Raw genomic sequence first — 12,938 nt, forward strand, 5'->3', positions numbered from 1 at the left:
TGAGGCGCAGCTTCGCACCTGCCTTCGCGCCCACGGGCGCGCCTGCGTTTCCGATCCACGCGGCGCGGCCGCGGCTGATTTCATTCGTCGGCGCTAGTCATGTGGATCGTTCGTCTCGCGCTACGGCGCCCCTATACGTTCGTCGTGCTGGCGTTGCTGTTGCTGATCGTCGGGCCACTGACGATTCTGCGCACGCCCACCGACATCTTTCCGAACATCGATATTCCGGTGCTGTCGGTGATCTGGTCGTACAACGGCCTGCCCGCCGACGAAATGGAGCGGCGCATCGCGCTGAACTACGAGCGCGGCTTGTCGGTGGCGGTCAACGATATCGAACACACGGAATCGACGTCGCTGAACGGCATCACGGTCATCAAGATCTTTTTCCAGCCGGGCGCGAATATCGACGAAGCAATCGCGCAGGTCACCGCGCTGTCGCAGTCGCAAGTGCGCTCGCTGCCGCCCGGCATCACGCCGCCGTTCATCCTGCGCTACAACGCGTCGACGGTACCGATTCTGCGGCTCGCGTTGTCGTCCGCGTCGCTGACCGAGCAGGAGCTGTTCGACTTCGGCAATAACTTCCTGAAGACGCAGCTCGCCACCGTGCCGGGTGCATCCGCGCCGCTGCCGTATGGCGGCAAGCAACGGCAGATCATGATCGATATCGATTCGCGCAAGCTGCAGGAGCGCAATCTGTCGCCGATGGACGTGGTCAGCGCGGTCTCCGCGCAGAACCTGATTCTGCCTTCTGGCACCGCGAAAATCGGCTCGACCGAGTACTCGGTGGTAATGAACGGCAGCCCCGATTCGCTCGCCGGGCTGAACAACATTCCGATCCGCACCACCGCAAACGGCACCGTCTATATCCGCGACGTCGCGCACGTGCGCGACGGCTACCAGCCGCAGACCAACATCGTGCGCGTGAACGGCCAGCGCGCCGCGCTGCTGACGATCAACAAAAGCGGCAACACGTCCACGCTCGATATCGTCGACCGCATCAAGACGATGATGCCGACGCTGCGCAATCTGGTGCCGCCGTCGCTGAATATCGACCCTGTCGCCGACCAGTCGCTGTTCGTGCGTGCATCGGTAGAGGGCGTATTGCGTGAAGCGCTGATCGCCGCGTGCCTGACGGGCCTGATGATTCTGCTGTTCCTCGGCAACTGGCGCGCGACGCTGATCATCGCGGTATCGATTCCGTTGTCGATGATCACGTCGATCATCGCGTTGTCGGCGCTCGGCCAGACGATCAACATCATGACGCTCGGCGGGCTCGCGCTCGCGGTCGGGATTCTGGTCGACGATGCGACCGTCGCGATCGAGAACATCAGCCATCAGCTCGAACAGGGCAAGACGCTAGAGCAGGCGATTCTCGACGGCGCGCATCAGATCGCGATTCCGACACTCGTGTCGACGTTGTCGATCTGTATCGTGTTCGTGCCGATGTTTCTGCTCACCGGTGTCGCGCACTACCTGTTCATTCCGCTCGCCGAAGCGGTGGTGTTCGCGATGCTCGCGTCGTACTTCTTCTCGCGTACGCTCGTGCCGACGCTCGCGAAGTATCTGCTGCGCTATCACCACAAGCCCGCTGATCTGCATCACGCGCCGGCGCAAACACGCAATCCGTTCATGCGCGTGCACTATGCGTTCGAGCGCGGTTTCTCGCGCTTGCGCGAGCGCTATCGCGTGTTTCTCGAAGCGCGTATCGCGCGGCCGGGTCTGTTCGTCACGCTGTTTCTCGTGTGCTGTGGCGCGTCGCTGCTGTTGCTGCCGTTTATCGGCCGCGACTTTTTCCCCGCCGTCGATGCCGGCACGATCGCACTGCACATGCGCGCGAAAACCGGCATGCGGGTCGAGGAAACCGCGGTGCTGACCGATCGAGTCGATGCGCGCATCCGTCAGCTGATTCCGGCCGGCGAACTGCATTCGATCATCGACAACATCGGCCTGCCGGTGTCGGGTATCAACCTGTCGTACAGCAACACGGGCACGATCGGCACCTCCGACTCGGACATCCTGATCACGCTGAATCCCGAACATCATCCGAGCACCGGCTATGTGCGCACCTTGCGGCGCACGCTCACCGACGAATTCCCCGGCGTGCAGTTCGCGTTTCTGCCGGCCGATATCGTCAGTCAGACGCTGAACTTCGGCATGCCGTCGGCGATCGACATCCAGATCGTCGGCCGTGAGGTGGCCGCCAATCGTGCGTTCGCCGCGAAGCTGCTGAACCGTCTGCGCACGGTGCCGGGCCTCGTCGATGCGCGCATCCAGCAGCCCGCCGATCTGCCGCGGATTTTCATCGACGTCGATCGCACGCGCGCGCAGCAAGCGGGCTTTTCGCAGCGCGATATCGCGAGCAATCTGCTGATCACGCTGTCGGGCAGCCAGCAGACCACGCCGACGTTCTGGCTCAATCCGCGCAACGGCGTCAGCTACAACGTGATCACGGAAGCGCCGCAATACACGATCGATTCGCTGCAATCGCTCGCGAACATTCCGTTGAACGCCAACGGCCGCAACAACATTCTCGGCTCGCTCGCGACGATGCGCCGCGAAGCCAGCAACGCGGTGCTCACGCACTACAACGCGCAAACCACGATCGACATCTACGGCACCGCCGACGGCCGCGACCTCGGCGGCGTGTCCGACGACATCCGCAGGATCATCGACGAATCGAAAGCCGAGCTGCCGAAGAGCTCGACGATCGAACTGCGCGGCCAGGTGCAAACGATGAACGAGTCGTTCTCGGGCCTGCTCGCCGGTCTGCTGTTCGCGGTGCTGCTCGTGTATCTGCTGATCGTCGTCAATTTCCAGTCGTGGCTCGATCCGTTCATCATCATCACCGCGCTGCCGGGCGCGCTCGCGGGTATCGTGTGGATGCTGTTCCTCACGCACACCACACTGTCGATCCCGGCCCTCACCGGCGCGATCATGTGTATCGGCATCGCGACCGCGAACTCGATTCTGGTGATCAGCTTCGCGCGCGAACAGCTGCTGCTGCACGGCGACGCGACCCGCGCGGCGATCGAAGCGGGCTTCACGCGTTTCCGCCCGGTGCTGATGACCGCGCTCGCGATGGTGATCGGCATGGTGCCGATGGCGATCGGTCTCGGCGAAGGCGGCGAGCAGAATGCGCCGCTCGGGCGCGCGGTGATCGGCGGGCTCGCGGTCGGCACGCTGGCCACGCTGATCTTCGTGCCGGTGGTGTTCTCGATGATCTATCGACGGCTCGCGGCGCGGCATCAGCGGGCCGCGGAACACGTCGTGCAGAAGCCATGAACATCCAGCACGCGATGACCGTACCAACTGGCACGCGCAACATGCGATGCCACGACACAAGAGGCAGCCTTGACTGCCCATGCAATTTCGAAGGGGAAGCTTGATGGAAGCACAACGTCCCGGCGGCTCGGGTTCGGGTTCGGGTTCAGGCTCTGGCTCTGGCGGTCACGCCGCGCACGATCCGGCGAAAGCGCGACGCACGCGCCTGATCATGATCGCCGCCGCCGTCGCGGTGCTCGCGCTCGCCGCGCAAGGCATCTGGTCGCGCCACGATGCGCATGCGGCGCTCGAACGCGATGCCGAGCACACGAGCCAGATGAGCGTCGAAGTCGTGCAGCCGCAGAAGTCGTCGGCCGGGTTCGATCTGACGTTGCCCGGCAACGTGCAGGCCTTCCTCAACACGCCGATCTACGCACGCACCAACGGCTATCTGAAGAAGTGGTACGCCGACATCGGCGCGCGCGTGAAGAGCGGCCAGTTGCTCGCGGAAATCGACACGCCCGAAATCGACGACCAGTTGCGCGCCGCCCGCGCCGATCTCGCCAACGCCGAAGCGAATTACGCGCTGGCGAAGAGCACCGCGGATCGCTGGACGGAAATGTTCAGAAGCAAGTCGGTGTCGAAGCAGGAGACCGACGAAAAAGTCGGCGACATGCTCGCGAAAAAGGCCACGCTCGACGCCGCGCGTTTCAACGTCGCACGACTCGAAAAGACCCAGTCGTTCCAGAAAGTCTATGCGCCGTTCGACGGCACCGTGACCGCGCGCAACGTCGACGTCGGCGCGCTGATCGACGCGGGCAGCTCAGGCGGTCCCGCGAAGGAACTGTTTCATGTCGCGCAGGCGGACCGGCTGCGCGTCTATGTGAACGTGCCGCAAGCGTACGCGCAGCAGGTGCGCGCGCAGCAGAGCGCGTTTCTGACGCTGACCGAGATGCCGTCGCGGCACTATCCGGGCACGGTCGCGCGCACCGCCGGCGCGGTCGATCCGCAGCAGCGCACGATGCTCGTCGAAGTCGACGTCGACAATCGCAGCGGCGAGCTGTTGCCGGGCGCGTACGCGCAGGTGCATTTCGCGCTCGGCGCGGGCACGGCGTCGTTCACGCTGCCAGGCAACGCGCTGCTGTTCCGCCCCGACGGCGTCAAGGTCGCGACCGTCGATCCGCAGCACAAGGTGAAGCTGCTGCCGGTATCGCTCGGCACGGACTTCGGCACGCGCGTCGCGATCGTGGCGGGCTTGCAGGGCAACGAGCAGGTGATCCTGAATCCGCAGGATTCGATCGTCGATGGCGCACCGGTGCGCATCGTGCCGCGCAAGGCGGAAGACGGTCCGGCTTCGGAAGGCGCGGCTGGAGCCGCCGGTGTGACCGGCGCGGCGGCCAGGTCGCCGGCGGCGCTAGCCGGCGCGCGGCCGGGCGCGAGGACGTGATGATGAAGATGTCGGTTTTGCGGCGCGTGCTTGCGTCTTCGGCTGAATTCGCGCGCGGGTCGGCGAGCGTTTCCATTCGCGCCCCGGCAGTCGCGCTGGCTCTCGCCGGCGCGCTCGGCGCCTGCACCGTCGGCCCCGACTACGTGAGGCCCGCCGCCGTCACGCCCGCGACCTGGCGCGAACTCGAGGGCACCGGCTGGAAGCCCGCGCAACCCGCTGACACGCTCACGCGCGGCGCGTGGTGGCGCATCTACGGCGACGCATCGCTCGATGCGCTCGAACCGCAGGTCGCGAGCGCGAACCAGGACGTGCAGGCCGCCGAAGCGCGCTTTCGCGCGGCGCGCGCGAGCGTCGCGCAATATCGCTCGCAATTCTTCCCGGTGGTCACCGCGGGCGTCCAGTATTCGCGCACGCGGACCTCGGAGAACGTGCTGCATAAATCGACCGCCGGTCTCGCGCTGAACGACTATCTGGTGCAGGTCGACGCGTCGTGGGAACCGGACCTGTGGGGCCGCGTGTCGCGCAGCGTCGAAGGCGCGAAGGCTGGCGCGCAGGCGAGCGCCGCCGACGTCGACGCCGCGCTGCTGTCGATGCAGGCCGAGCTCGCCACCGATTACTTCGAGCTGCGCGGGCTCGACCAGGAGCGCCGACTCCTCGACGACACGATCAAGGCCTACCAGCAGGCGCTCGAACTGACTCAGCATCGCTACGCCGGCGGCATCGCGACCGATGCCGATGTCGCGCAGGCACAAGCGCAGCTGAAGACGACCCAGGCGCAGGCGCTCGATCTCGGCGTGCAGCGCGCGCAGCTCGAACATGCGATCGCTATCCTGATCGGCCAGCCGCCGTCGGGCTTCACGCTGCCGGTCGCGCCGCTCGTCGCGGTGCCGGTCGTCGCGGCGACCGGCGTGCCGTCCGGATTGCTCGAGCGGCGTCCCGACATCGCTGCGGCCGAGCGGCACGTCGCCGCGATGAACGCGCAGATCGGCGTGGCCACCGCGGCGTTTTTCCCGAACCTCGTGCTGGCCGTGACGGGCGGACTCGAAGCGACCAATTACAGCCAATGGCTGCTCGCGCCGAGCCGGCTGTGGTCGCTGGGGCCGACGCTCGCGGGCACACTGCTCGACTTCGGCGGCCGCGCGGCCGCCAAGGATCAGGCGCGCGCGCACTACGACGAAAGCGTCGCGCAATATCGGCAAACGGTGCTGAACGCGTTCGGCCAGGTCGAGGACAATCTCGCCGCGCTGCGCGTGCTGGAACAGGAAGCGGCCGCCCAGGACGACGCGGTCGCGGCCGCGCGGCGCGCGCTCGCGGTCGTGTCGGACCGCTACCGGAACGGCGCGATCACCTATCTTGACGTGGTCGTCGCGCAGACGACCACGCTCACCAACGAGCGCAATGCGGTGTCGATCGCGCGCCGCCGGATGGCCGCGAGCGTCGCGCTCGTGAAGGCGCTCGGCGGCGGCTGGGATACGTCGGGACTGCCGGGCGACGATGTGGTCGGGCATCCGCCGTCCGCGACTTCGGGTGCGACGCAGACGCCGGCGCCGGCCAACGACGCGGGCGCGCACGGCTAGCGCCGGGAGACGGGCGCGCGACATGCGAGGCGTGAAGGGCGCGCGCGTTGCCCACGCCACGGGCTCGAAGCGAGTTTTCAGCGTATCCTTAACGCCTTTCGCGCGTTTCCGTGTGACCCAAGGAGTTCTGTTGTGACCCTGCCGCCGCAATCCCAGCGGACTGCATCTGCCGTTCCCTCCCCCGTTGCAGCTTCAGTTGCTTCCACCCGCACCGCCAGCGTGTCGGACATCCCCTATCTCGAACGCGGCTCGCGCGCGTACTGGCGCGCCAGCCTCGCGCTGCTGTTCGCCGGCTATGCGACGTTCTCGCTGCTTTACTGCGTGCAACCGCTGCTGCCGTCGTTCTCCGAAGCGTTCAACGTGACGCCGGCGCAAAGCAGTCTGTCGCTGTCGCTATCCACCGCGGCGCTCGCGCTGGCGATTTTCGTCGCCGGTTTCGTCTCCGAGGGTTGGAGTCGGCACAAGCTGATGACGCTGTCGCTGACGGTGTCGTCGGTGCTGACGATTGGCGTATCCGTGGCGCCGCACTGGAATCAGCTGCTCGTGCTGCGCACGCTCGAAGGGCTCGCGCTCGGCGGCGTGCCGGCCGTCGCGATGGCCTATCTCGCCGAGGAAGTGCATCCCGACGGTCTCGGTCTTGCGATGGGTTTGTACGTCGGCGGCACGGCGATCGGCGGGATGGCAGGGCGGGTGATCACCGGCGTGGTCGCCGATCTGTTTTCATGGCGCGTCGCAATCGGCACGATCGGCGTGCTCGGCCTGCTGTCGATGCTCGCGTTCCGCGCACTGCTGCCTCCATCGCGCCATTTCGTGCCACGCCGCGGGCTCGGCTTCGCGCATCACCGCACGCTGCTGTTGCGGCAGTTCACGCGACCGGGCTTGCCGCTGCTGTTCCTGCTCGGCTTCGTTCTGATGGGCAGCTTCGTCACGCTGTACAACTACATCGGCTACCGGCTGCTCGCGCCGCCGTATCGGCTGAATCAGACGGAGATCGGCGCGATCTTCATCGTCTATCTGGTCGGTGTAGTCGCGTCGCCGTGGTCCGGGCGCATGGCCGATACGTTCGGCCGCGCGCGCGTGCTGATCGGGAGCCTGCTGCTGATGGTGTTCGGCCTCGCGCTGACGATGCTGCATCCGCTCGCGGCGGTCGCGGCCGGCATCGCATGCGTGACGTTCGGGTTCTTTGCCGGGCATTCGGTCGCAAGCGGCTGGGTCGGGCGTCTGGCGAAAGATGCGAAAGGCCAGGCCGCGGCGCTGTACCTGCTCGCGTACTACATCGGCTCGAGCCTGGTCGGCTCGTATGGCGGCCACGTGTGGGCCGGTCATGGCTGGAACGGGGTCGTCGGGCTAGTCGGTGCGCTGCTCGTGATCGGCCTGGTCGCGGCGACGCGCCTGCGCGCACGCGAATAGCCGCGCGCGATCATCGATCCCGCATGGATCGGCGCAAAACGAAAGGCTTGCGTAAGTGAACGCTCGATACTTTGCGCCGTGTTTTGTTGCGCCGCGCAAATCGCCGCACGCCCGTCGCGCCGGCGTTCAGCAGCTTGCGAATAAGCGCCGGCGCGCAAGCTCGCGCCGCCGCACCGCTCCATCCGTCTCCTATACTCAATTCGTGCACTGGTACTGCATGATTTCAAAACCGCAGCCTCTGCCGGAACGAAATAGCATCCATCCTGCATGGGAGGAGACGAAGATGACGTACTTCACGATCGGCGATTTCATCCTGGTCATTCCGATGGCGTTAGCGGGTGCGCTATTCGTCGGCGCGCTGCCCTGCAAGACCGAGTTGCGACACAACGCGCTGCGTGTGCTGGGCGCGCTGATCGGTGTGATGTGCGCGGTGGCGCTGGTCGAGGGTCTGCCGGCGCTCGTGTAGCGGCGCGGCGCGAAGTACCAACGAAAAAGCCGCACGCTGAACGTGCGGCTTCGTTTTGCCGTTCGTTCGGTCCGCCTGTTGCGCGGACGGCTCCTCACGCGATCAGATCGCCTGGTCCGTCGATGGCTTTTCCCACAGGTTGATCCCGCCTTCGGTCGCATAGCGATCGATTTCGGCGAGTTCGTCGGCCGAGAACGCGAGGTTCTTCAGCGCGCCGACGTTCTCGCGCACCTGCTCCGCGCGGCTCGCGCCGATCAGCACCGACGTCACGCGCTGATCGCGCAACGCCCATGCGAGCGCCATCTGCGCGAGGCTCTGACCACGGCGCTGTGCGATGTCGTTGAGCTTCCTCACGTGTTCGATGTTCTGCGGGTTCAGATGCTCGTCTTTCAGCGAACCGCCGCCCGGCTTGTTGACGCGCGCATCGGCCGGCACGCCGTTCAGGTACTTGCCAGTCAGCAGCCCCTGCGCGAGCGGCGTGAACGCGATTGCGCCCGCGCCGACTTCGGCGAGCGTATCGAGCAGGTCGTGTTCGATCCAGCGGTTCAGCATGTTGTAGGACGGCTGATGGATCAGCAGCGGCACCTTGCATTCGGCGAGCAGCCTGGTCATTTCGCGGGTCTTCGCCGACGAGTACGACGAGATGCCGATGTAGAGCGCCTTGCCCTGCTGCACCGCGCTCGCCAACGCGCCCGCGGTTTCCTCGAGCGGCGTATGTGCGTCGAAGCGATGCGAATAGAAGATGTCCACGTATTCGAGGCCCATGCGCTTCAGGCTCTGGTCGAGACTCGCGAGCACGTACTTGCGCGAGCCGCCACCCTGGCCGTACGGACCCGGCCACATATCCCAACCGGCCTTCGACGAAATCAGCAGCTCGTCGCGATACGGCTTGAAATCGTCCTTGAACAGACGGCCGAAATTGGTTTCCGCGCTGCCGTACGGCGGGCCGTAGTTGTTCGCCAGATCGAAGTGCGTGATGCCGAGGTCGAAGGCCGTGCGCAGGATGTCACGCTGCGTCGAGATCGGCGTGGTGTCGCCGAAGTTGTGCCACAGGCCGAGCGACAGCGCCGGCAGTTTGAGACCCGACTTGCCGCAGACGCGGTATTGCATGTCCGAATAGCGTTCTGAAGCTGCTTCGTAAGCCATTGCTAGTGTCCTTGTCGATGAGATCGCCCGAGAATGGCGGGCGTGAGGATTCGCGCGTTGCGGGAGGCGTGCTGCTCGGGGGATTTATTGTCGTGATGTCGCCGTGGTGCGGCTAGACCGCTATGTTAGCCAATCGACGCGGCGCTTGCAGGCACCCAGTATGCGGGATAGACGAGCACGCGCGGCTCACCTACACTCTGGCCGGTTCAGGTTGATGGGAGGTGCAGATGGCGAAGGCGATTTCGATCGCGCTGATTGTCGGCGGCATCGTGCTGCTGTATTTCGGCGGGCAGGCGTTCAATTCGGTGAGCAGCGACGTGTCGCGCTTCTTTACCGGTTCGCCGAGCAACAAGGCGATCGTGCTGATCGTCGCGGGCGTGGTGGCGACGCTCGCCGGGCTGACGGGAATCGCGATGTCGGGGCGCAAGCGCTGAGCGTCCGCGCGAGGCCCGCGACGAAAATAGCTAGAACGCGATCTCGGGCTTCGCGGCCGAGCGCGTGCCGGGCAGCGGCACGTTGCTTACGCCGTGATAGGTGAACACCAGCGAGAACTTCACCTGATCGCTGAGATTCTTGCCGGCCGAGTGGAGCGTGTTGCAGTGGAAGAACACCACGTCGCCGGTCTTCAGCTCCGGCGACACCGCGGTGCGGATCGCCGCCTCGTTCTCGGCGAGATCCGTGCGGAAAAATTTCGCTTCGTCGAAACGGTCGGACGTGAAGGCGGCGCCATGCGATTGCGGCACGAACCACAGCGCGCCGTTATCGATGGTTTCCGGGCCGACCGCGAGCCACACCGACACCAGGTCGTCGCGCTCGAACGACCAGTAACGCACGTCGCGATGCCAGCCGGTCAGGCTGCCGTATGCGGGGTGCTTGGTCATCATGCAGTTGTGATGCGCGCGCGACAGTCGCGGCTCCTCGCCAAAATACAGTTCCATCCAGCCACGGATTTCGGGCGCAGTCGCCCATTGCGCGAACGCGGGGTGACGACCGTACGCGTCGAGCAGGCGCCGCACCGTATGTCCGCCCGGCGCATCTTTCGATGACGGCGCGCCCGGATACTTCAGATCGGCTTCGAATTCGATCGGCGCCGCCGCTTCCTGCAGCTGCCGCTGTGCGATCTGCTTCAGCTCGTCGCAACGCTCGGGCGACACGAGTTCTGGCACGACGACAAAACCCTGCTCCCGCAACGTTTGAATCTGCTCTTTCTTCGAATGGAGTGACATGGCGTTCCGTTAACGTCGACTAACTGATGTTCGATTGTAAAACGGGCGCGATTGGGGCGCGTTGTTTCGCGGCGCGCCAATGCACCGGTTTCAAGCGTGCGGCGCACCCGCATCGCACATTCGCTGGTCAAATATGCACGCAAATCGCCCGTCAAAAGTGAAACCAGATTGTTGTTAGCGACGATTCGATCCTGAGAGAATTCGATCTCGCAGGGTACTAACCCGACTTTCTGACGTCACGATTCCCGTGTAGCCTGCTCGCATGTCGATCGCCGCTTACGCAATTTTCTATCGTGCGCAGGCCGTCAAGGCTCGTGCCGTCGGTTTCTCCGCGTTGTACCTTCGCTGCGCTGCGCGCCGTGTTTCGCGTCGCGATCTCCCGCGATACGAGCCGCACCGAATATCCGGCTTTCAGGCCGTTCATCGCAACCCCGTCATTGGCACATATGGTGCTGTTTGTCCGTGCACATCCGATGCACGCGCCGACGTGCGGTTCATTGCCTAAATGTGAAGCCATGCATACTCTTTTGAGCACCCGTCTTACCCGCGCCGCGCTGAAAGCGGCGCGTCCCGCGCGCCGTCATATGATGCGGGCGCTGCGTCACCATGCCGCGCGCACCCGCGCGCTCGGCGAGCAGTGGCGCGACGCGAAGGCCGTCGACGGCTTTCGCACCTGGTTCCATACGTTTTTCTCGGCGCTGCGCCAGCAGAGCGGCACGCGCCGTCTGTCGCTGCGCACATTGCTGCGCAAGCCGACACCGTTGCACCTCGCGGTCGCGAAACGCGCGCCGGCGGTGCGCACGCCTGCGAGCCGCCGACCGCGTCGGCTGTCGACGAGCAGCAGCGGGTGGTTCGCGTTTGCGTTTGCGAGCCGCTGAGATTGCTGGGCCGGTGAGTTGCCGTTGCGCGTTGAGTGGCTAGTGCAAGACTTCGAGCGCGACGGCATCGTTACGCGATCGACGGACGAAGAAAAACCCCGCCCGGCTCACGCCGGCGGGGTTTTTTGCTTTCAGGTAACGATCGACTCGCGCTGGTTACGCGCTAGTTACGCGATTGCCGCGACCGGCTCGGTGCCTGCCGCTTCGGCGAGTGCGAGCGCCTTGTCGGTGGCTTCCCACGTGAATTCCGGCTCTTCGCGGCCGAAGTGGCCATACGCCGCGCTCTTCTCATAGACCGGGCGCAGCAGGTCGAGCATCTGGATGATACCCTTCGGACGCAGGTCGAAATGCTGACGCACGAGTTCCGTGATCGTCGCATCCGACACGCGGCCGGTGCCGAACGTGTTGACCATCACCGAGGTCGGCTGAGCGACGCCGATCGCGTACGACACCTGGATCAGGCAGCGCGACGCGAGGCCCGCGGCCACGATGTTCTTCGCGACGTAACGGCCGGCGTAAGCTGCCGAGCGGTCGACCTTCGACGGGTCCTTGCCCGAGAACGCGCCGCCGCCGTGCGGTGCCGCGCCACCGTACGTATCGACGATGATCTTGCGGCCCGTCAGACCGCAATCGCCCTGCGGACCGCCGATCACGAAGCGACCGGTCGGGTTCACGAGGTACTTGACGTCACCCTTGATCAGCTCGGCCGGAAGCGTCGGCTTGATCACTTCTTCGATCACCGCTTCGCGCAGCGTGTCGAGCTCGATGTCCGGTGCGTGCTGGGTGGACAGCACGACGGTGTCGATCGAATGCGGCTTGCCGTCGACGTAGCGCACGGTGACCTGCGACTTCGCGTCCGGGCGCAGCCAGGGCAAACGGCCGTCGCGGCGCAGATTCGCCTGACGCTCGACGAGACGGTGCGACAGGTGGATCGGCAGCGGCATCAGTTCCGGCGTTTCCTCGCACGCGTAACCGAACATCAGACCCTGGTCGCCCGCGCCTTGATCGAGGTTGTTGTCGTGCGCGCGGTCCACGCCCTGGGCGATGTCCGGCGACTGCTTGTCGTAGGCGACGAGCACCGCGCAGCCGCGGTAGTCGATGCCGTAGTCTGTGTTGTCGTAGCCGATGCGCTTGATCGTGTTGCGCGCGATCTGGATGTAGTCGACGTTCGCGGTGGTGGTGATTTCACCGGCCAGCACGACGAGACCCGTGTTGCACAGCGTTTCGGCCGCGACACGCGAGTACTTGTCTTGAGCGAGGATGGCGTCGAGGATCGCGTCCGAGATCTGGTCCGCGACTTTGTCGGGATGGCCTTCGGAAACGGATTCGGAAGTGAAGAAATAGTCGTTTGCCACGTTGCAGACTCCTGTTAGTGGTTACGGTTGCGTTCCACGTAGCCGACTTCGGGAGTCTGAAGCGGCGACGCTTTAGCGGATTACCTTACCGATGGACGCTTGACTCATGGAAACCCATGGACCGCACCCGCCGGCTTCGCCCCGCAAGTTGTCTATTAACTCGGCGAAGCCC

At 65.2% G+C, this 12,938-nt stretch carries 10 protein-coding genes; 7 read left to right on the forward strand and 3 right to left on the reverse strand.

Annotation, left to right across the window (positions count from 1 at the left end; genetic code table 11):
• Positions 1 to 99: 99 nt before the first annotated feature.
• The 5 genes from AB3X94_RS06735 (at position 100) to AB3X94_RS06755 (ending at position 8,161) form a co-directional block, all read left to right on the forward strand.
• Positions 100 to 3,282, forward strand: a complete 3,183-nt coding sequence (locus AB3X94_RS06735) for an efflux RND transporter permease subunit (protein ID WP_368611110.1) — start codon at positions 100 to 102, stop codon at positions 3,280 to 3,282.
• Positions 3,283 to 3,385: 103 nt separating this feature from the next.
• Positions 3,386 to 4,708, forward strand: a complete 1,323-nt coding sequence (locus AB3X94_RS06740; protein ID WP_368611111.1) for an efflux RND transporter periplasmic adaptor subunit — start codon at positions 3,386 to 3,388, stop codon at positions 4,706 to 4,708.
• A gap of 8 nt (positions 4,709 to 4,716) precedes the next feature.
• The gene (locus AB3X94_RS06745) at positions 4,717 to 6,285 is read left to right on the forward strand and encodes an efflux transporter outer membrane subunit (RefSeq protein ID WP_368611270.1); all 1,569 of its coding nucleotides are present in this window, start codon (positions 4,717 to 4,719) and stop codon (positions 6,283 to 6,285) included.
• A 219-nt stretch (positions 6,286 to 6,504) separates the two neighbouring features.
• Complete coding sequence (locus tag AB3X94_RS06750; RefSeq protein WP_312883620.1) at positions 6,505 to 7,695, forward strand: MFS transporter; 1,191 nt, start codon at positions 6,505 to 6,507, stop codon at positions 7,693 to 7,695.
• A gap of 283 nt (positions 7,696 to 7,978) precedes the next feature.
• Positions 7,979 to 8,161, forward strand: coding sequence for a hypothetical protein (locus tag AB3X94_RS06755; RefSeq protein ID WP_008923386.1), 183 nt, complete (start codon positions 7,979 to 7,981; stop codon positions 8,159 to 8,161).
• A 102-nt stretch (positions 8,162 to 8,263) separates the two neighbouring features.
• Here the strand turns inward: AB3X94_RS06755 and mgrA are convergent, their stop codons facing one another.
• Complete coding sequence (gene mgrA, locus AB3X94_RS06760; protein WP_368611112.1) at positions 8,264 to 9,307, reverse strand: L-glyceraldehyde 3-phosphate reductase; 1,044 nt, start codon at positions 9,305 to 9,307, stop codon at positions 8,264 to 8,266.
• 227 nt (positions 9,308 to 9,534) lie between these two features.
• Here mgrA and AB3X94_RS06765 point away from each other — a divergent pair, with 227 nt between their 5' ends.
• Positions 9,535 to 9,741 (forward strand): DUF3185 family protein, encoded by a 207-nt coding sequence (locus tag AB3X94_RS06765; protein ID WP_152851698.1) that lies wholly within the window; start codon positions 9,535 to 9,537, stop codon positions 9,739 to 9,741.
• 30 nt (positions 9,742 to 9,771) lie between these two features.
• On the opposite strand, the gene AB3X94_RS06770 is transcribed toward AB3X94_RS06765, so the two are convergent.
• Positions 9,772 to 10,533 (reverse strand): phytanoyl-CoA dioxygenase family protein, encoded by a 762-nt coding sequence (locus AB3X94_RS06770; RefSeq protein WP_368611113.1) that lies wholly within the window; start codon positions 10,531 to 10,533, stop codon positions 9,772 to 9,774.
• Positions 10,534 to 11,048: 515 nt separating this feature from the next.
• On the opposite strand from AB3X94_RS06770, the gene AB3X94_RS06775 reads away from it, so the two are divergent.
• On the forward strand, positions 11,049 to 11,411 hold the full coding sequence (locus AB3X94_RS06775; RefSeq protein ID WP_176109803.1) for a hypothetical protein: 363 nt from the start codon (positions 11,049 to 11,051) through the stop codon (positions 11,409 to 11,411).
• Positions 11,412 to 11,578: 167 nt separating this feature from the next.
• Here the strand turns inward: AB3X94_RS06775 and metK are convergent, their stop codons facing one another.
• Entirely contained in the window at positions 11,579 to 12,766 is a 1,188-nt protein-coding gene (gene metK / locus AB3X94_RS06780; protein WP_176380673.1) for a methionine adenosyltransferase, read from the reverse strand.
• Positions 12,767 to 12,938 lie beyond the last annotated feature (172 nt).

Source organism: Paraburkholderia sp. BR10923 (assembly GCF_040948765.1).
GTDB classification, from domain to species: Bacteria; Pseudomonadota; Gammaproteobacteria; order Burkholderiales; family Burkholderiaceae; genus Paraburkholderia; species Paraburkholderia youngii.

Bases quoted from the DNA above. Each gene is read 5' to 3' on its own strand.
- mgrA (WP_368611112.1), bottom strand. From the start codon at position 9,307: ATGGCTTACGAAGCAGCTTCAGAACGCTATTCGGACATGCAATACCGC.
- AB3X94_RS06770 (WP_368611113.1), bottom strand. From the start codon at position 10,533: ATGTCACTCCATTCGAAGAAAGAGCAGATTCAAACGTTGCGGGAGCAG.
- AB3X94_RS06775 (WP_176109803.1), top strand. From the start codon at position 11,049: ATGCATACTCTTTTGAGCACCCGTCTTACCCGCGCCGCGCTGAAAGCG.
- AB3X94_RS06735 (WP_368611110.1), top strand. From the start codon at position 100: ATGTGGATCGTTCGTCTCGCGCTACGGCGCCCCTATACGTTCGTCGTG.
- AB3X94_RS06765 (WP_152851698.1), top strand. From the start codon at position 9,535: ATGGCGAAGGCGATTTCGATCGCGCTGATTGTCGGCGGCATCGTGCTG.
- AB3X94_RS06740 (WP_368611111.1), top strand. From the start codon at position 3,386: ATGGAAGCACAACGTCCCGGCGGCTCGGGTTCGGGTTCGGGTTCAGGC.
- AB3X94_RS06755 (WP_008923386.1), top strand. From the start codon at position 7,979: ATGACGTACTTCACGATCGGCGATTTCATCCTGGTCATTCCGATGGCG.
- AB3X94_RS06745 (WP_368611270.1), top strand. From the start codon at position 4,717: ATGTCGGTTTTGCGGCGCGTGCTTGCGTCTTCGGCTGAATTCGCGCGC.